17 protein-coding genes are annotated in these 18,072 nt (G+C 71.8%); 7 read left to right on the forward strand and 10 right to left on the reverse strand.

Annotation, left to right across the window (positions count from 1 at the left end; genetic code table 11):
- Positions 1-212: 212 nt before the first annotated feature.
- The 7 genes from AC0KTA_RS12530 to AC0KTA_RS12560 all read right to left on the reverse strand — a co-directional run bounded on the left by AC0KTA_RS12530 (position 213) and on the right by AC0KTA_RS12560 (position 8,886).
- Entirely contained in the window at positions 213-1,892 is a 1,680-nt protein-coding gene (locus tag AC0KTA_RS12530) for a dipeptide ABC transporter ATP-binding protein (protein WP_481055199.1), read from the reverse strand.
- Positions 1,889-2,962 carry an ABC transporter permease gene (locus tag AC0KTA_RS12535; protein WP_481055200.1) on the reverse strand — a complete coding sequence of 358 codons (1,074 nt, stop codon included), beginning with the start codon at positions 2,960-2,962 and terminating at the stop codon, positions 1,889-1,891. The genes AC0KTA_RS12530 and AC0KTA_RS12535 overlap by 4 nt, the downstream gene beginning before the upstream one ends.
- Positions 2,959-3,999 (reverse strand): ABC transporter permease, encoded by a 1,041-nt coding sequence (locus tag AC0KTA_RS12540; RefSeq protein WP_481055201.1) that lies wholly within the window; start codon positions 3,997-3,999, stop codon positions 2,959-2,961. The genes AC0KTA_RS12535 and AC0KTA_RS12540 overlap by 4 nt, the downstream gene beginning before the upstream one ends.
- A gap of 20 nt (positions 4,000-4,019) precedes the next feature.
- Complete coding sequence (locus tag AC0KTA_RS12545; RefSeq protein ID WP_481055202.1) at positions 4,020-5,750, reverse strand: ABC transporter substrate-binding protein; 1,731 nt, start codon at positions 5,748-5,750, stop codon at positions 4,020-4,022.
- Between the two features lie 203 nt (positions 5,751-5,953).
- The gene (locus AC0KTA_RS12550) at positions 5,954-6,046 is read right to left on the reverse strand and encodes an Ms4533A family Cys-rich leader peptide (protein ID WP_310592296.1); all 93 of its coding nucleotides are present in this window, start codon (positions 6,044-6,046) and stop codon (positions 5,954-5,956) included.
- A gap of 78 nt (positions 6,047-6,124) precedes the next feature.
- On the reverse strand, positions 6,125-7,786 hold the full coding sequence (locus AC0KTA_RS12555; protein ID WP_481055203.1) for a DUF3152 domain-containing protein: 1,662 nt from the start codon (positions 7,784-7,786) through the stop codon (positions 6,125-6,127).
- A gap of 8 nt (positions 7,787-7,794) precedes the next feature.
- A complete protein-coding gene (locus AC0KTA_RS12560; protein ID WP_481055204.1) occupies positions 7,795-8,886 on the reverse strand; it encodes an alpha/beta fold hydrolase in 1,092 nt (363 codons plus the stop codon).
- Positions 8,887-9,094: 208 nt separating this feature from the next.
- On the opposite strand from AC0KTA_RS12560, the gene AC0KTA_RS12565 reads away from it, so the two are divergent.
- The 4 genes from AC0KTA_RS12565 (at position 9,095) to AC0KTA_RS12580 (ending at position 11,061) form a co-directional block, all read left to right on the forward strand.
- The gene (locus AC0KTA_RS12565) at positions 9,095-9,316 is read left to right on the forward strand and encodes a hypothetical protein (RefSeq protein WP_481055205.1); all 222 of its coding nucleotides are present in this window, start codon (positions 9,095-9,097) and stop codon (positions 9,314-9,316) included.
- Positions 9,317-9,529: 213 nt separating this feature from the next.
- On the forward strand, positions 9,530-10,171 hold the full coding sequence (locus tag AC0KTA_RS12570) for a TetR/AcrR family transcriptional regulator (RefSeq protein WP_016644517.1): 642 nt from the start codon (positions 9,530-9,532) through the stop codon (positions 10,169-10,171).
- Positions 10,172-10,359: 188 nt separating this feature from the next.
- Positions 10,360-10,587: a DUF3107 domain-containing protein gene (locus AC0KTA_RS12575; protein ID WP_481055206.1), complete on the forward strand. Its 228-nt coding sequence runs from the start codon at positions 10,360-10,362 to the stop codon at positions 10,585-10,587.
- Positions 10,588-10,791: 204 nt separating this feature from the next.
- Positions 10,792-11,061: a hypothetical protein gene (locus AC0KTA_RS12580; protein WP_481055207.1), complete on the forward strand. Its 270-nt coding sequence runs from the start codon at positions 10,792-10,794 to the stop codon at positions 11,059-11,061.
- Between the two features lie 146 nt (positions 11,062-11,207).
- Here AC0KTA_RS12580 and AC0KTA_RS12585 read toward each other — a convergent pair whose 3' ends face one another.
- Positions 11,208-11,999, reverse strand: coding sequence for a ferritin-like fold-containing protein (locus AC0KTA_RS12585; RefSeq protein WP_481056400.1), 792 nt, complete (start codon positions 11,997-11,999; stop codon positions 11,208-11,210).
- Positions 12,000-12,137: 138 nt separating this feature from the next.
- Here AC0KTA_RS12585 and AC0KTA_RS12590 point away from each other — a divergent pair, with 138 nt between their 5' ends.
- Positions 12,138-14,240, forward strand: coding sequence for a DEAD/DEAH box helicase (locus AC0KTA_RS12590; protein WP_481055208.1), 2,103 nt, complete (start codon positions 12,138-12,140; stop codon positions 14,238-14,240).
- A gap of 836 nt (positions 14,241-15,076) precedes the next feature.
- Complete coding sequence (locus AC0KTA_RS12595) at positions 15,077-15,943, forward strand: alpha/beta fold hydrolase (protein ID WP_481055209.1); 867 nt, start codon at positions 15,077-15,079, stop codon at positions 15,941-15,943.
- Between the two features lie 18 nt (positions 15,944-15,961).
- On the opposite strand, the gene AC0KTA_RS12600 is transcribed toward AC0KTA_RS12595, so the two are convergent.
- Positions 15,962-16,876: an NYN domain-containing protein gene (locus tag AC0KTA_RS12600; protein WP_481055210.1), complete on the reverse strand. Its 915-nt coding sequence runs from the start codon at positions 16,874-16,876 to the stop codon at positions 15,962-15,964.
- A 216-nt stretch (positions 16,877-17,092) separates the two neighbouring features.
- On the opposite strand from AC0KTA_RS12600, the gene AC0KTA_RS12605 reads away from it, so the two are divergent.
- A complete protein-coding gene (locus tag AC0KTA_RS12605) occupies positions 17,093-17,245 on the forward strand; it encodes a hypothetical protein (RefSeq protein WP_481055211.1) in 153 nt (50 codons plus the stop codon).
- 111 nt (positions 17,246-17,356) lie between these two features.
- On the opposite strand, the gene AC0KTA_RS12610 is transcribed toward AC0KTA_RS12605, so the two are convergent.
- On the reverse strand, positions 17,357-17,959 hold the full coding sequence (locus AC0KTA_RS12610; RefSeq protein WP_481055212.1) for a MarC family protein: 603 nt from the start codon (positions 17,957-17,959) through the stop codon (positions 17,357-17,359).
- Positions 17,960-18,072: the final 113 nt, after the last annotated feature.

Genomic DNA, 18,072 nt, shown 5'->3' on the forward strand with positions numbered 1-18,072 from the left:
CCGTTGGACCGACGGCTCGCAGCGGGACGAACGTATGCGGACATGCCGGTGGCGCGACGGACGGTTGTCCATCGCGCCACCAGAAGGGGTGAAGAGCCGTAACTTTCCCGCGCCGGTCGCGTTCCGTCGCGCTATGGAAGGCTCAGGTCAGGCCGATAGCCCAATGAATGCCGCATATCACCCCAAGAGGGTGCGCACACTGTGACGCAGGGTCACGCTGCGGCCAGTTCCTTGCCCGCAGCACCCCCCGCGCCCGCCGCGCCCTCCGCTCCAGTCGCGCCCGCCGCGCCCGCCGCACCTCGCCGCGCCGCACGCCGCTCCGCCGCGGCCGCCGGGTCCAGCGCGGGCACGGCCGCGAGCAGCTGCCGTGTGTACGGGTCCTGGGGAGAGCCGTACACCTCGTCCACGGTTCCGTGCTCGACGATCCGCCCGCGCCGCATCACCGCGACCCGGTCGCTGACCTGGCGTACCACCGCCAGATCGTGCGCGACGAAGACCAGCGCGAGCCCCAGCTCCCGCTGCAGCTCGGCCAGCAGGGCCGTGACCTGCGCCTGTGTGGTGACGTCCAGGGCGGAGACCGGTTCGTCGCAGACGATCAGGCGGGGCTCGGCGGCTAGCGCCCGTGCGATGCCCACGCGCTGGCGCTGGCCGCCGCTGAACTCGTGCGGGTAGCGGCCGTAGTACGCCGGGTCGAGGCGGACGCGCTCCATGAGGTTTCGTACGCGGGCGCGGATCGCGTCCTCGTCGCGGTCGCCCCGCGCGCGCAGCGGATCGGCGATCGACTCCCCCACCGAACGCCGCGGGTTGAGCGACGAGACGGGGTCCTGGAACACCATCTGCACCCCCGGCACGACCCCCTTGCCGGACTTCTCCACACCCCCGTGGCGGAGCAGCCCGGCCGTCGGCTCCAGGAGCCCGACGAGCATCCGGCCGAGGGTGGTCTTGCCGCTGCCGCTCTCGCCGACGATGCCGAGCGTCTCGCCGCGCCGCACGCTGAGCGACACCCCGTCGACAGCGGCGAAGGCCCGCCTGCCGCGCCCGAACTCGCGCCGCAGCCCTTCGGCCTCGACCACCACGTCGGCCTCGGCGCCGGTGTCCGCGGGGCGGCTTTCACGGGCCGCGTCCACCCGCGGCACGGCGCCCAGCAGGTCCTTGGTGTACGCCTCCTGGGGCGCCCCGAGCACCTGGGCCACGGCGCCGCGCTCCAGCACGCGCCCGCCGCGCATGACGAGCACGTCGTCCACGCTCTCGGCGGCCACGCCCACGTCGTGGGTGACCAGGAGCAGGCCCATGCCGGTCTCCTCGCGCAGCGCGTGCAGCAGGTCGAGGATCTGCGCCTGCACGGTCACGTCCAGGGCGGTCGTCGGCTCGTCGGCGACGATCAGCTCCGGCTCGCAGGCGAGGGCCATGGCGATCAGGGCGCGCTGGCGCATGCCGCCGCTGAACTCGTGCGGCCGGGACCGCGCGCGCCGCGCGGCGTCCGCGATGCCGACCCGGTCCAGCACGTCGACGGCACGCGCGCGTGCCGCCCGCCGCGAGGCGCCGGAGTGGGCGCGGTACACCTCGGCGATCTGGTCGCCCACCGCGTAGTACGGGTCGAGCGAGGACAGCGGGTCCTGGAAGACCATCGCGGCGACCGGGCCGCGCAGCCGCCGCAGTTCGGCGTCCGTGGCCGCGCCGACGTCGGTGCCGCCGACCCGTACGGAGCCCGTCACGCGCGCGCCCGTGCCCCGGTGGAGCCCGAGCAGCGCGGACGCGACGGTCGACTTGCCTGATCCTGACTCGCCGACGAGGCCGAGGGCCCCGCCGCGCTCCAGCGTGAAGGACACCGCGTCCACTGCGCGCACGGCGCCGAACTCGACGCCGAGGTCCTCGACCTGGACAAGACTCATGACAGCACCACCCGTCGGTCGGCCACCGCGTACAGCACATCCGCGACGGCGTTGGCGAGGACCACGAAGAAGCCGGTGACGAGCACCATGCCGACGACCACCGGCAGGTCGACGACCCGGACCGCCTGCACGAGTTCGCGCCCGAGCCCGGGCAGCCCGAACAGCGTCTCGGTGAGCAGGGCGCCGCCGAACATCGACCCGAAGTCGTTGGCGCTGAGCGCGATCACGGGGGCGAGCGCGCCGCGCAGGGCGTGCTTGCCGACGACGGACCGCTCGCCGATGCCGTACGCGCGGAAGGTGCGCACGTGGTCCTCGGCGAGCGTCTCCAGCATCGAGGAGCGGGTCAGGCGGGCGTACTTGGCGGCTTCGATGAGCGCGAGGGACACCCAGGGAAGCAGCAGGTTCCACGCCCACTGCTGCGGGTCCTCGGTGAACGGCACGTACTGCGGGAACGGCAGCCACTGCAGCTGGCCGCAGATGAGGATCATCAGGAGCAGGCCGATGACGAACACGGGCGTGGCCGTGCCCGCGAGGGTGACGGCGGTCAGGATCCGCTCGGTCGCGCGGCCGCGGCGCCAGGCGGAGAGCACGCCGGTGCCGACGCCGAGGATCAGCCACAGCACCATCGCGCCGATCGCGAGCGATCCGGTGACCGGCACCTTGTTCAGGATCAGCTCGGTGACCTGCTGGTCGGTCTGGTACGACAGGCCGAGGCAGGGGGCGTCGCAGTGCAGCACGCTCGTGCCCGTCGAGTAGTCCTGGCCGACGAAAATGCCGCGCAGGAAGTCCAGGTAGCGCGTGTACAGGGGGTCGTCGAGGCGCAACTGCTCGGAGACCTGCTGCACTTGGGCGGGCGAGCAGCGCGGGCCGCAGGTGATCTGGGCGACGTCGCCGGGCGCCACGTAGAAGACGGCGTAGATGACGACGGACAGCACGAAGAGCGTGACGACGGCGCCGAGGGCCCGGCGTACGACGAACCCGGTGAAGCCGCCGCCGAGCAGGCCGCCGAACCCGGCGGTGAGCCCCCGGGACTTGGTGGCCACAGAGGTGGACGCGGTGGACGCGGTCATGAGCCGTCCTCCCGCTTCCGGCCGGTACCGACACGCTTCCGGTCGGTGCCAACGCGCCTCCGGCCGGTACCGACGCGCAGCCGCGAGGCCGCGCGCGGGTCGAGCGCCGTGCGCACCCCGTCGCCGAGGACGGTCAGCGCGAGCACGGTCACGAACAGCGCGGCGGCGGGCAGCAGCAGGTACTGCGGGGCCGCCTGGTACCAGACGTCGGCCGACGTGAGCATCTGTCCCCAGGACGCGGTGGGCGGCTTGACGCCGACGCCGAGGAAGGACAGGGCCGCCTCGACGGTGATGTTCGTGGGGACGAGCAGCGCGGCGTACGTGATGACGGGCGCGGCGAGCGCGGGCAGCAGCTCGCGGCGTGCGATCCGCACCGCGCCCCAGCCGCTGAGCCGGGCCGCCGCCACGTGGTCGAGCGACTTCAGCGAGATGGTCCCGGCGCGCACGACCTTGGCCACGCCGCCCCAGCCCACGAACCCGACGACCAGGGCGACGAGCACCGGTCGCGGAAAGCCGCTCGGCACGACGGCGAGCAGCGCGAGGGCGAGCACCATCAGGGGCAGCGCCACCATGACGTCCGTGGCGCGGCTGAGCGTCTGGTCGAGCCGGCGCCCGCCGAGCCCGCTGGCGAGCCCGACGGCGACGCCGATCACGATCTGCATCAGCGTGGCCGCGAGGGCGACGCCCAGGGAAACGCGCGCTCCGTAGACGAGCCGCGCGAACAGGTCGCGGCCGGTCTGCGGCTCGACGCCGAGCCAGTGCTCGGCGCTCATCCCGCCGAGCGGCCCGACGGGCACACCGCCGCGGGCGGAGTCGATGAGTCCGGGGTGGTACGAGGTGGGGTCCTGGCCCTCCAGGGCGGTGAGCAGGGGCGCGGCGAGCGCGACCAGGACGAGCAGGGCGACGACCGCCGCCGCGACGAGGGCGGCGCGCTGCGTGCGCAGCCGCCGCCAGAACTGACGGGCTCCGGAGGCGGGGACGGGCGCCGTGGTGGCACCCGCCCCCGGAATCTCCGAGGCCAACAGGGCCTCACTCATGACGGTTGACCTGACCGGCCCTACTTGACCGCGACCTGGGAGACGTCGAGGACGCCCGTCCAGTCACTGATCACGACGTTCTTGACGTCCTTGCCGTACAGGCGCTTGTAGACCGGGTGGAACAGCGGCACGTTCAGGGCCTGGGCGCCGATCTTCTTGTCAAGAGCGCCCCACCTCTTGGCGGCCGCGTCGTGATCGGTCAACTCGTTGATTGCGTCAATCTCGGCATTGACCGACTTGTCATTGTGGAAGCTGGAGTTGAAGTTGTATCCATCATTGACAATCTGGCGGCCGTCGAAGATCGGCGACAGGAACGGGCCGCCGGAGGGCCAGTCGGCGCCCCAGTGGGCGAGGAACAGGCCGGGCTCGTCCTTGGCGTCGTGGACCTTGTCTTCGTAGTCGTTGTCCTCGAGGCCCTGGAGCTTGACGGTGATGCCGGCCTTCTTCAGGGCGTCCTGGAGAGCGGTGGCGATCTCGGGGCTGGTCTCGAAGTTCTTGGCGTTGGAATGGGTGAGCGTGATGGTCAGGCCGTCCTTGTGGCCGGCGGCCTTCAGGAGCTCCTTGGCCTTCTTCGGGCTGCCGGAGGCGCCCGCCGGGAAGTGGTCGAACTTCGTGTAGCCGAAGGACTTCTGGTTCGGCAGGAAGGTGGTGGCGGGCTCGGCGAGCGAGGAGCCGCCGGCGGCGTTGACGACGGAGGTGCGGTCGACGGCGTAGGCGATGGCCTGGCGGACCTTCGGGTCGTCGAACGGCTTCACCTTCGGGTTGAAGGCGAGGTAATTGGTGTAGCCGAAGTGGCCGGTGCCGACCTGCGCGGCGAGCTTCTTGTCGCCGCTGACCTTGGCGAGTTCGGCGGGCCCGAGGTTGGTGTCGGTGGTGACGGCGGCGGCGTCGGCGCCCTGCCCCGCGGAGAGCCGCTGGTTGACGACGGACGAGTTGAGGCCGGAGCGTACGTCGATCTTGTCGGGGTAGGCCTTGCGCTCGGCGTCGGTGTCGGCGGACCAGTGCGGATTGCGCTCGAACTGCAGCCGCTCGCCGTCGCCCGAGTTCTTGACGACCTTGTAGGGGCCGGTCGAGACCGGGTGCTCCTCGTACTTGGTGCCCTTGTCCTTGGCCTTCGGGACGGGCGCGAAGGACGTCTGCGTGGCCACGTAGTCGAAGTCACCGACGGGCTTGTTCAGACGGAAGACGATGGTCCGGTCGTCGGGCGTCTCGACGGACTCGAGGCCCTTCTTGTCCTTGTAGGGGCCCTGGTACTCGTCGCCGCCGATCAGCCAGTCCCTCAAGAAGGGCGCGCCGCCGGAGAGTTCGGCGGCGAAGGAGCGCTCGATGCCGTACTTGATGTCCTTGGTCGTGACCGGCGAGCCGTCCTCGAACTTGAGGCCCTTCTTGAGGGTGTACGTCCACACCGTGGCGTTCTTGCTCGGCTTGCCGAGGCTCTCGGCGAGGTCGGGGACGACCTTCGCGCCCTCGGCGCCGTCCTCGCGGTTGCGGGTGGTCAGGGTGCGGAAGACGAGGCTCGGCAGGTTGCCGCCGCCGGAGGTGTACAGGCGCGCCGGGTCGAAGTCGCTCTGCGGGTCGCGGTTGAGGACGGTGAGGGTGCCGCCCTGCCGCGGCTTGCCGTCGCCGCCGCCCGCGTCGTTGCTGTCCTTGGGGCCCGCGCAGGCGGCGGCGCCCGAGGCCAGGACGACCAGGCTGGCGGATGCCGCTGCCACGCGGCGAGATATGACGGACTTCTGACGACGCAGACGCATCGGAGTGCCTCTCGGAAAGCGAAAAAGAAGGAATCAGGGATTCGCGAGAGCCCACCCAGGGCGAGGCACACCGAGTGCGGTTTCAGAACTGCCGCGCCATGCCGTGCGCACCGCGCGAAGGCGGTTCAGGCACACGGCAGGGAGAAATACGGCAGAGCAGAGGAAAAAGGAAGCAAACGCGACGCACTCGCCGGGGGCGGGCGTCAGCGACAGTGAATGTCGGCCACGCAGAGCGCGGTCACGCCGAACAGCGCCAGCTCAAGGGCGGCGCTCGCGGAGGCGTGACGGATCGACATGCGGAGAAATATGGACGATGCCGCGCGGAATGTCAACGCGAGGCCCGGTTCGTCCCCCGTACCGGTGGCGGGACCGGCTCAACTCTCGGGGAACGCCCAGGGGTTGGCCTTGCAGCGGATGCCGTCGTGGTCGAGGAACTTGGTCTGCTGCTGCATGACCGGCGCGAGTTCGCCGTCGCGGCGGCAGTCGACGTGGCCGTAGCCGAGCCGGTGGCCGACCTCGTGGTTGATCAGCATCTGCCGGTACGGGTGTATCCGGTCGCCGTAGGTCTTGGCGCCCTGCGCCCACCGGTAGGCATTGATCATCACGCGGTCCGTGGCGGCCGAATCGCACGACACATTCTGTTCCCAGGTGTCGAGACCGGATTTCGCGCACCATTTCGCGGTGGTTCCCGGGCTGGCCAGCGTAATGACGAAATCGGGCTTTCCGGAGGAGATCCGCTCGAAGGTCCGGCCGCCGCCGTGTGCCCAACTCCGGTCGTCGTTCAGGGTTTTCTGCACGGCCTGCGCGAACAGTGTCCCGTCCAGGCCCATGCCCTTCTCCACGTCGACGCGGTAGCGGAACTTCCGCCCCTTGCCGGGCGCCTTGTCGAATCCGCGGATCACGTCGAATTTCCCGGCCGCGGTGAGTTTCGCGTCCAGCGGGTACTTCTTGCCCATTTTCTCGTCGTACGTCGCCGGGGCCGCGGGCGCGGGGTCGGACGGCGTGGGGCGCTTGTCCGAGCGGGACGCCTCGGAGTCCTGGCCGTCGCGGTTGTCGCCCTTCTCCGCGGCGCGCGTGCGCGGGCCGTCGTCCTTGGCGCCGTCGGCGACCTGACCGGCCACGACGACGGCGAGGACGGTGGTGACGGCGGCCGCGGCGATGCCGGTGACGGTGCGGCCGCGGTTCTTCTCTCGGCCCTGGTCGGTGCGGGTGTCGGGGTGACCGTCGTCGTCGTACGGCCCGTCGTCCTCGGCGTCGTCGGTGCCGTCGCCACCGTCGCCGGGCCCGTCCGTGTCCCAGGTCGTCACGGATTCGTACGGGTCGTGCGGGGGCGTGCGCCGGGCGGTGCCCGCGCCGGCGGCGAAGACGTCCGCGTCGTCGAGGTGGTCGAGACCGTCGCCGGCGTCGACGTCGTCGCCGAACGCGTCGACGTACTCCCGCCGGGGCCCGGGGACCACGGGACCGCGCTGCCGCGGCGGCACGACGCCGTACCCGGCCCCCATCCGGGGCCCGCCGGCCGCACCCCCGACCTCACCCCAGCCGCCCCCGGCCTCCCGCTGCTCGGGGTGACCACCGCGGACGTGCGGGTCGTGCCGCGGGACGCCGTGCGGCGGAGTCTGCTGAGGCACCCCGTGCGGCGGGGTGTGCTGGGGGAAGCCGTGCGGCGGGGTGTGCTGCGGAATGCCGTGCGGCGGAGTCTGCTGCGGGACGCCATGCGGCGGAGTCTGCTGCGGGACGCCATGCGGGGGCGTGTGCTGGGGCACCCCGTGCGGTGGCGTCTGTTGCGGGAAGCCGTGCGGCGGCGTGTTCTGCGGAACGCCGTGCGGCGGCGTCTGCTGCGGCACCCCGCCCGGCGGGGTCGCCTGCGGGACGCCGTGGGCGGGCGTGCCGTCCTGCCCCGCCTCGCCGCGCCTGCGTCGGCCGGGGCCGACTGCGCCGCCCTTGGGCTGCGCCTTCGCGGCACCGGCCTGCTGTATGCCGGAGGTACTTGCGGTGTCCGAGGTGTCGGCCGGGCCCCGGCGGCTATGACGTCCCACGCGGCGCCTCAGCTCCTCGAACCCGAATCGTGGTGGTCACTCACACCGCCACGATCGCGCACCCCACGCGGATCACTCAACTCGTCCGGGCCTGCCACCTCATCGGTATCAGCCACGGCATCGGTCCCGGCATCGGTCGCGACCAACTCGCCCGTCTCGGCGAGCAGTTCACGGATCGCGGCGGCGACCGTCTCCGGATACTCCATCATCGCCACGTGCCCCGCGTCCGGCAGCGTGAGCAGCCGCGAGTCGCGGAAGGCGGCCGACGCCTTGCGCGCCATGCGGTACGACACGAGCTGGTCCCGGCTGCCGTACACGAGCAGCGTCGGCGCGAGCACCCGCTCCGCCTGCCGCCACAGACCGTGCTGACCGCCCAGCGTGTACGCGTTCACGATGCCGCGCGCCGTGCGCGTCATCGCGTCCCAGAAATACGGCAGCGCGAGCCGCCGCTCCATCTCCCGCACCGCGGCGCCGAAGCCCTGGGGGGTGACCCGCGCCGGATCGCCGTAACAGAGACCGAGCACTCCGCGGACCCGCTGCTCGGCCGTCCACTCCCTGGTGAGCCGGGTGAACAGGCGCGTGACGCCGGGCACCGCGAGCAGCCCCGTGGGCACCGCCGTGGGCTGCACCCGCAGCTCGGGCAGGGCGGGCGAGATCAGCGTGAGCGTGCGCACCAGGTCCGGCCGTGCCGCGGCGACGCGCGTCGACACGGCGCCGCCCAGCGAATTGGCCACCAGATGCACGGGGCCGCGCCCGCTGGCGTCCAGATAACGGATGACCGCGCGCGCGTGCCCGGTCACCGAATAGTTGCCGTCGTCCGGCGGCGGCGAGTCGCCGAAGCCCGGCAGGTCGAGCGCCGCGCAGTCCACGACGTCCTCGAGCAGCGGCATCAGCGCCGACCAGTTCTGCGAGGACCCGCCGAGCCCGTGCACGTACAGCGCGGGCGGCAGGCCGGAGCGGGCCGACGGGCGCGAGCGCACGTTCAGAGTGAGCCCGGGAAGGGCGACCGAGTCGAGCCGCTCGCCCTCGGCGACGGCGACGGCGCCCGGCTTGGGGGCGGCGACGGCGGCCAGTACGTCCGGCAACTCGGTCGAAGACATGCGGGCAATGTTACGAGACGATCACGCGTGGGATCGCGTGTTCGGCATCACAGATCCCGTACAGATCGCGTAGCGGCCGGTGCGGGTCTTCCCTAGGCTCAAAGGGAAGAGGACCGGAAGAGGACCAAGAGGCTCGCAAGGCATGACGGCAAGCCCCAGGGAAACAGAGTCACGGCAAGCCCCCAGGGAAGAGAGCCGAGGAGTCCACATGACCGTCGACCCCAGCGACCCCGACACCTTCGCGGCCGAGGAGACCGAGGACGAGGAGAGCAGCCCGGAGACCCCGGAGGCCGACTCCGCGGAGCAGCACACCGACCTCTCGCCGCAGCGGGACGAGTCGCTCAAGGACGCCGACCCGAACGCCGCCAACGAGGCCGATCTGGCCGAACAGGCCCGCGTGGTGTCAATCGACGAGGACGACTACCGCTGATCAGGAGCAGCCGCCCCCGCCGGCCCGGCAAGAACGGCAAGGACGACAAGGACGGAGCTGCCCGTGTTTGTCCTGCTACGCACGGCTGCCGGTGACTGTCGAGGGCATCCAGTCCGTGAAATTCTGCGCTCGCACCGCCCACATCACAGTTACCGAAAAGTACGATGGCGGCGCGGCGCACACCGCAGCACAAGGACGACTTTGGGAGGCGGCGTGACAGCCATCGAGCAGACAGAGGCGGCACGCCCGCGGGGCACACGCCTGCCGCGCCGTGCCCGACGCAATCAACTTCTGGGCGCGGCCCAGGAGGTCTTCGTCGCCCAGGGGTACCACGCGGCGGCCATGGACGACATCGCTGAGCGGGCGGGCGTCAGCAAGCCGGTGCTGTACCAGCACTTCCCCGGCAAGCTCGACCTCTATCTCGCGCTGCTCGACCAGCACTGCGAGAACCTCCTGCAGGCGGTCCGCGCGGCGCTCGCGTCCACCACGGACAACAAGCAGCGCGTCGCGGCGACGATGGACGCCTATTTCGGGTACGTGGAGGACGACGGCGGCGCGTTCCGGCTCGTCTTCGAGTCGGACCTGACGAACGAGCCCGCGGTCCGCGAGCGCGTGGACAAGGTCACCCTGGAGTGCGCGGAGGCGATCTGCGAGGTCATCGCGGAGGACACCGGCCTGTCCAAGTCCGAGTCGATGCTCCTGGCGTCCGGCCTCGGCGGCCTCGCCCAGGTCGTCGCGCGCTACTGGCTGCACAGCGACGGCGGCGTACCGCGCGAGAAGGCGGTGCAGCTGCTCACCTCCCTGGCCTGGCGGGGCATCGCCGGCTTCCCGCTGCACGGGGCCGAGGGTCACTGACCGCGACCGGGAGACACCGGCCCGCGGCCGAGGGGTCACTGACCGCGCGTTTGTTCCCGCGGCCCGCCGGCACCGTGTTCGCTCCTGGCGTGCACGGCCGGAGCCGTTCCCGTCCCCTCTCCGGGCTAATCTGTGCTGGGTACGGCGCGGGCGGCCGCGCACATCACTGACCGTCGGAGGGACAAAGCGTGGAGGTCAAGATCGGCGTGCAGCACGCGCCTCGCGAGATCGTTCTGGAGAGCGGTCAGAGCGTCGAGGAAGTCGAGAGCGCGGTGTCCGACGCCCTGTCGGGCAAGGCCCAGCTGCTGACCCTGGCGGACGACAAGGGCCGCAAGGTCCTGGTGCCGGCCGACCGCCTCGCGTACGTGGAGATCGGCGAGCCGACCGTGCGCAAGGTGGGCTTCGGCGCGCTGTAGGACGGCGCACGCACAGCAACACGGGAACGGCCCGGTGGCACTCGCCACCGGGCCGTTCCGTCGTTCTGCCACGCTGCGGCCGTCGTTCCGCCGCGCTCCAGTGCGCCCTTCCTGGCGCCGGTCCCAGGAGGGTTGCGTTCCGACAGGCAGGGGTAAGACCGGCTACGACCGTTTTGCACCTGGCCACGAGGGAGGGAACACACCGTGATCCTCGAAGCGCTCGGCTCCGCACTCATCGGCCTGGCCCTGGCCTGGGCGACGGCCCGCCGTCTGCCCCACCGGCTGCCCGCGCGGGCGCTGGTGCTCGCGACCGGAGTGGGCGGAGCACTGATCGGAGCGTTCATCACGCACACGGCGCTGGGCTCGGGCCACACTCCCGCGACTCTCGTCGGCGCCCTCGCCGTCTCGGCCGCGCTGCTGTCCCTGCTGCTGCGCCCCACCCGCCGCCTGCACCGCCGCCAGGCACCCGCGTAGGGCCTGGCGGCCGGCGGATGCGGAGCCGAGGACAGACAGCGAGGAAAGAAAGCCCGTCCGGCGATTGAGGACGAGCCCGCAGGGCGACCGACGGCCACCCCGCCCGGGGCCGCGGAGAAGGTGGGCGGCGCGCCAAGACAGCTCGGCTAGGCCGCCAGGCCAAGCGCGGCCATGCGCTTCGTGTGCGCCTCGGTGATCCGGGAGAACATCCGCCCGACCTCCGCGAGGTCGAAGCCGTCCGCGACGCCCCCGACGAGCATGGTCGACAGCGCGTCCCGGTCGGCGACCACCCGCTGCGACTGCGAGAGCGCCTCGCCCATGAGCCGCCGGGCCCACAGCGCGAGCCGTCCGCCGACGCGCGGATCGGCGTCGATCGCGGCCCGCACCTTCTCGACGGCGAAGCTGGCGTGGCCGGTGTCGTCGAGGACGCCGAGGACGAGGCGGCGCGTGTCACCGTCGAGCCGCGCCGCGACCTCGCGGTAGAAGTCACTGGCGATCGAGTCGCCGACGTACGCCTTGACCAGGCCCTCGAGCCAGTCGGACGGCGCCGTCTGCTTGTGGAAGCCGTCGAGCGCCTCGACGAACGGCTCCATCGCCGCCGTCGGCTCCTGCCCGACCGCCGCCAGCCGGTCCCGCAACTGCTCGAAGTGGTGGAACTCGGCGGACGCCATCTTCGCCAGCTCCGCCTTGTCGGCGAGCGTCGGCGCCAGCTTCGCGTCCTCCGCGAGCCGCTCGAACGCCGCCAGCTCGCCGTACGCGAGCGCGCCCAGCAGGTCCACGACGGCGGCGCGGTACTGCGGGTCGGCGGAGGCCTTCGCCCAGTCCTGGGCGGCGACCCCGGTGGGGGCCGCGGTGTCCGCGGTGCCTTCGGGGGATTCGGAGGATTGAGGGGATTCGGGGGGCTGTGCGGCGGTGTCAGGCGTCTCCATGAAGCGCACAATAGCCCGCCTGCCGTAGGGCGTAAGGGCCTGGTCAGCCAGTGTGACGACCACGACGTGACGAAATCGCCGGACACGCATGCGAGATTCCGGGGTACAGTGGTAATGCGCCCGCCGAATATTCGACGGGCCGCATGAATGAGGATGCCCGGTCGGTGGCCCGATCGGCTCCGACCAGACAGCCCTCCAGGGCGGTGCGCACCGTGCGTACGGCATGCGGAGGGACCCCCTCAGCGGTGTGAGCGCTCGAGCGTCGGCAGTGGTCCCGTGCCACCCGGCTCGCCCGGCTCGTTCCCCATCAGGCGGCCGGCAGTCCCCGGCACGGTCACGACCCCCATGCGTTCGCCTCGCGCCGCGTCTCACAGAAGAGGCATTGCCCTGACTACGACTTTCCGAGAGCTCGGGATCCTTCCCGAGACGGCCGAGGCCCTTGAGGCCGTCGGCATCATCAATCCCTTCCCCATCCAGGAGATGACGCTCCCCGTAGCGCTCTCCGGCACCGACGTCATCGGCCAGGCGAAGACCGGCACCGGCAAGACGCTGGGCTTCGGTCTCCCGCTCCTGGAGCGCGTGGTCGTCCCCGCCGACGTCGAGGCGGGCCGCGCCGAGCCCGAGCAGCTCACCGAGGCGCCGCAGGCCCTCGTCGTCGTCCCCACCCGCGAGCTGTGCCAGCAGGTCACCAACGACCTGCTGACCGCCGGCAAGGCGCGCAACGTCCGCGTCCTCGCCATATACGGCGGCCGTGCCTACGAACCGCAGGTCGAGGCCCTGAAGAAGGGCGTCGACGTGGTCGTCGGCACCCCGGGCCGCCTGCTCGACCTCGCCGGTCAGCGCAAGCTGAACCTGAAGCACGTCAAGTGCCTCGTCCTCGACGAGGCCGACGAGATGCTCGACCTGGGCTTCCTGCCCGACGTCGAGAAGATCATCAACATGCTTCCGGTGAAGCGCCAGACGATGCTCTTCTCCGCGACGATGCCGGGCGCCGTCATCGGCCTCGCCCGCCGCTACATGTCGCAGCCCACGCACATCCGCGCCACCGCGCCGGACGACGAGGGCCAGACCGTCGCGAACACCGCGCAGTTCGTCTACCGCGCGCACTCCATGGACAAGCCGGAGATGGTCTCCCGCATCCTGCAGGCCGACGGCCGCGGACTCGCGATGATCTTCTGTCGTACGAAGCGGACGGCCGCCGACATCGCCGAGCAGCTGGAGCGCCGCGGCTTCGCCTCCGGCGCCGTGCACGGCGACCTGGGCCAGGGCGCGCGCGAGCAGGCCCTGCGGGCCTTCCGCAACGGCAAGGTCGACGTGCTCGTGTGCACCGACGTCGCCGCCCGCGGCATCGACGTCGAGGGCGTCACGCACGTCATCAACTACCAGTCGCCGGAGGACGAGAAGACGTACCTCCACCGCATCGGCCGCACCGGCCGCGCGGGCGCCAAGGGCATCGCGATCACGCTCGTCGACTGGGACGACATCCCGCGCTGGCAGCTCATCAACAAGGCGCTCGACCTGAGCTTCAACGACCCGGTCGAGACGTACTCCAGCTCCCCGCACCTGTACGAGGAACTGAACATCCCCGCCGGTACGAAGGGTGTCCTGCCGCGTGCCGAGCGCACCCGGGCCGGGCTCGACGCCGAAGAGGTCGAGGACCTGGGCGAGACCGGGGGCCGCGGCTCCCGTGGCTCCGCCTCCCGCGGTGGCTCGCGGCGTGGTGAGCGTGCGGGTGGCCGGGCGCAGGGTGAGCGTGACCGGGCGCAGGCCGAGGAGGCCGAGCGGCCCGCGCGTACGCCGCGGCGTCGGCGTCGCACCCGTGCGGGTGCCCCGCTCGACGGTGTGGACGCGTCCGCGGTGGCGCAGGACGCCGCCGCTGCGTCCGGCGTGACCGAGGCCGCGCCTGCCGAAGCCACGTCCGCCGTGGCTGCGTCCGCCGCTGCTGCGTCTGTGGTGACCGAGGCTGCCGCGCCTGCTGCTGCGGGGGAGGCTGCTCCGCGTACACCGCGGCGTCGGCGTCGCACCCGTGCGGGGGGCGAGGACGCCGCTTCCGCGGCGGTGAGCTCTGCGGAGTCGGTGGACTCGACGGAGAGCGAGAAGCCTGCGAAGGCCACGAAGGCTGCGAGGTCCACGAAGGCTGCGGCGTCCGCGAAGGTCACGGAGGCCGTGGTGGACGTCGCGGAGGACGCCCCCGTGGCGAAGCCGCGCCGCCGCCGCACCCGCAAGCCCGCGGACTCCGCGGACAGCTAGTCCCAGCTCCACCTTCCACCCACCCGTGCCCGGGGCCACCCGCCCTGGCCACGGGTGGGTGTCGTTGTACCCCGTGCCGGGGCGCCCGCCGCCACCCCGCCACCCCGCCGCTCCGCGGCGGCCCCTCCCACCCGCCCACCCGTTTACTGCGGCCCAGAAGTACGACGGGGGCGTGCGGCGTCCCCGCCAACCACACCCAGCCGGAACCTTCGTCGCCTCGGCGGCAGGGGTCCACTGGCGTCTGCGGCCGGGTGGGGGGCGTCGGCCTCGGCGGCGGGGGTTCACCGACGTCTGGGGCCTGGTGGGGGGCACCTCGGTGGCGGGGGGGGCGGCGTCTGTGGCGGGGTGGGGGGGGCGTCACCCCGATAGCGGGGGCTCACTGACATCTGCGGCTGGGTGGCGGCATCGCCTCGGTAACGAGGGCTCGTCGGCGTCTGCGCCCCGGTGAGGGGCGTCGGCTGGCGGCCCTGGCGGCACCGCGCGCCCCTCCCCCTGTGGGCAGCTGGGCCGCCCAGAGGGCGGCACGGGTGGGCACAGCCCACGCCCACGGCGCCATTACGGCACGCGCAGAGGCACAACCCACCCCCACGGCACCGTCACCGCATGGGCGACACCGGCCCGGTCCCCTCCCCCCTGTGGGCAGCTGGGCCGCCCAGAGGGCGGCACAGGTGGGCACAGCCCACGCCCACGGCGCCATTACGGCGCGGGGAAGGGAACAAGCCCGCGCCCACGGCACCGCAAGGCACGGGGAGGGGCACCGCCCAGGGCCCACGGTGCCGATCCGGCGTGGGGAGGGGCGCCCCGGCCCAAGGCCCCCGGCCAGTAGCCTCGGTGGCATGAGTCGGCCGCCCACCTTCACCCCGCCCGAAGGCACCCTCGCGTACCCCCTCCGCACCGTCCGCGGTGACTTCGCCGTCCTGGACACCCGTCCGGCCGGCGAGGTCAAGGGCACCGCCCTGCTGCTTCCGGGGTTCACCGGGAGCAAGGAGGACTTCATCGCGCTGCTCCGGCCCCTCGCCGCCGCCGGCTACCGCACCGTGTCCATCGACGGCCGCGGCCAGTACGAATCCGCCGGCCCGGACGACGAATCGGCGTACGCCCAGGACGAGTTGGCGAAGGACGTCCTCGCGCAGGCAGCCGCCGTACACACCCCCGACGAGGGGCCCCCGCACCTGCTCGGCCACTCCCTCGGCGGCCTGGTGGCCCGCGCCGCCGTCCTCCTCGCACCCCCCGGCACCTTCGCCTCGCTCACCCTCATGGCGTCCGGACCGGCCCACGTCTCCCCGCCGCAGCAGACCCGCGCCAAGCTCCTCACGGACGCCCTCGCCGCCCACCCCATGGACGTGGTGTGGGCGGCGATGCGGGCCATGGACACCCCCGAGGACGCCGACGTCGACGGCGCCGACCTGCGCGCCCGCTGGCTCCGCAACAGCCCGGCCCAACTCATCGCCACCGGCAGGCAGTTGTGCGCCGAGCCGGACCGCGTCGACGAGCTCGCCGCCGTACCTCTGCCCAAGCACGTCGTCTCCGGCGTACGCGACGACACCTGGCCCGTACCGCTCCTCGACGACATGGCGCGCCGCCTCGACGCGCGCCGCACCGTGATCACCGGCGCGGAGCACTCCCCCAATACCGACCGCCCGCTGGAGACCGCCGCCGCCCTCGCCGCCTTCTGGGACAGGGTGAGCGGGCAGAGCCAGTAAAGAAGCGAGCGAGCGGGGTCAGTAGCACTGCTGCAAGTGGTCCCAGAAGCCGTCCCGCAGCACCCGCCGCAGGTCCGACTGGCCCCGCAGCGAGTAGTCGAGCAGCCGCTCCGCCTCCACGAGCAGCTCCTGGTCGACCGAGCCGGGCAGGTAGGGGTGGCCGGGCAGCAGGCCCACCAGCGCCTCCCGGCCCCGCGCCGAGAGCCACTTCGCGGAGATCTGGGCGCCGACGAAGCGCACGTCGTCCCGTGAGGGCCGGGGCGTCGTCGACAGGCCCTCGTACGGCACGGCGGGGCGGCGCGTGACGAACGGCTTGAAGAAGTCCGCGTCGAACGTGCGCTGGCTGTCGACCTCCCACAGCAGCGGCTCCGCCTGATTGCGGCCGTCCGGCGCGTCGATGCCCCACAGATGCACGCGCGCGCCGTACCCCTGCGCCGCCTCGACCGCCGACACCAGGTCCTCGTCGCCGCCGATCAGCGCCGCGTCGCTGATGGCGCGGTGCCGGGCCAGGGACTCCAGGTCGGAGCGGATCAGCGAATCGACGCCTTTCTGCTGGTTGTTGGCGTTGAGGTTGCCCAGGCGCACCTTGACGTCCGGGAGTTCCGCGATCGCCTGCTGTTCCGAGGTGTGGATGCGGCGTCTCGCGCCGTCGTACCAGTACACGCGCAGCAGGCGACTGTCCGCGAAGATCGTGCGGGCCTTGTCGATCAGCGCCTCGATCAGCCCCTCGGCGTCGAGGTCGAAGGAGCGCCGGTCCTCGGTGCCCGCGGCGAGGCGCCCGGCGGCCGCGTACAGATAGCCGGCGTCGACGAAGATCGCGTGGGTGGACGGGGTCTTCGCCACCTCGGCGAGCATGCGCTCGAGCAGTCCGTTGGTGCGCTCGAGGCGGGCGCTGATCCCGCCGGTCTCGTCATTGGTCTCGTCCATGTCCATACGGAACGCATTGTCCCGCCCGTCACTCTGCGGGCACAACCGGTAGCGGTTACTCAGCGAACACAACCAGCCGCGATACAGTCACGAAACAGGGCGTTCATTAGCCTCGCGAAAATTTTCTTTAGCGTAGGGAATGTTTGAACGGGTCAAGCCGTTGGACCCCTATGTAGCCAGCAGTTCTCCTTCAGGAGGATCACCAGACGAAGGGAGAAGCCCATGCGCTTCGAAATCATGCGACTCGACGACGTCGACGGCACCGCCGTGGACAGCACCGTCGTGGACGCCGCCTCCGTCAACCGGATCGTGCAGCAAGCCGCCGCCATAGGGCAGCGCCTCTACATCCGTCCGGCCGACGCCTCGGCCTCATAACGGCGCCGATCGGCCTCATCTCACACTTCAGAGCCCTGTACGCCACCGGTACGTCCGGTGCCGTACAGGGCTCTGTACGTGGTCGGAGCCTGCCGGGATCACCCGGCAGGCTCAACCGCCTCGGATCACCTGCGTGAGGCCGTTGATGATCTGCTGCACGGCGATCGCCGACAGCATCATTCCGGCGAGGCGCGTCACCAGCACCACACCGCCGTCCTTGATCACGCGGATGATCAGCAGCGAGAAGCGCATCGCCAGGAACAGCACCACATGGATGGCGAGAATCGCCGCCCACACGGAGACCTGCTCCATGCCGTCGGCGTGCTGCACCGCGAGGATCACCTGCACGATCGCGCCCGGCCCGGCGAGCAGCGGCATGCCGAGCGGCACCAGGGCGACGTTGACGTCCTTGGTCTGCTGCGGCTCGTCGTTCTTGCCGGTGAGCAGGTCGAGGGCGACCAGGAGCAGCAGCAGGCCGCCCGCGATCATCAGCGCCTGGGTGGAGACGTGCAGATAGTCGAGGATCTGCTGGCCGACGATGCCGAAGACGGTGATGACTCCGAGGGCCACGCACACCGCCTGGAAGGCCATTTTCTTCTGGACCTTGGCGGGGCGGCCCGCGGTGAGACCGAGGAAGATCGGCGTGACCCCAGGGGGGTCCATGATGACGAAAAGGGTGAGGAAGAGGGAGCCGAAGACGGCGACGTCGAACACAGTGATGGCCTTGCGGAAGAGGGTCGTACGGAGCGATGCGGGTGGGGGCGCGCGGTGATGGCGCCGTGCGCGGACGGTGGTGCGGTGGTGCGGTGGTGCGGTGATGCTTGGGC

Source organism: Streptomyces sp. Y309, from assembly GCF_056712025.1.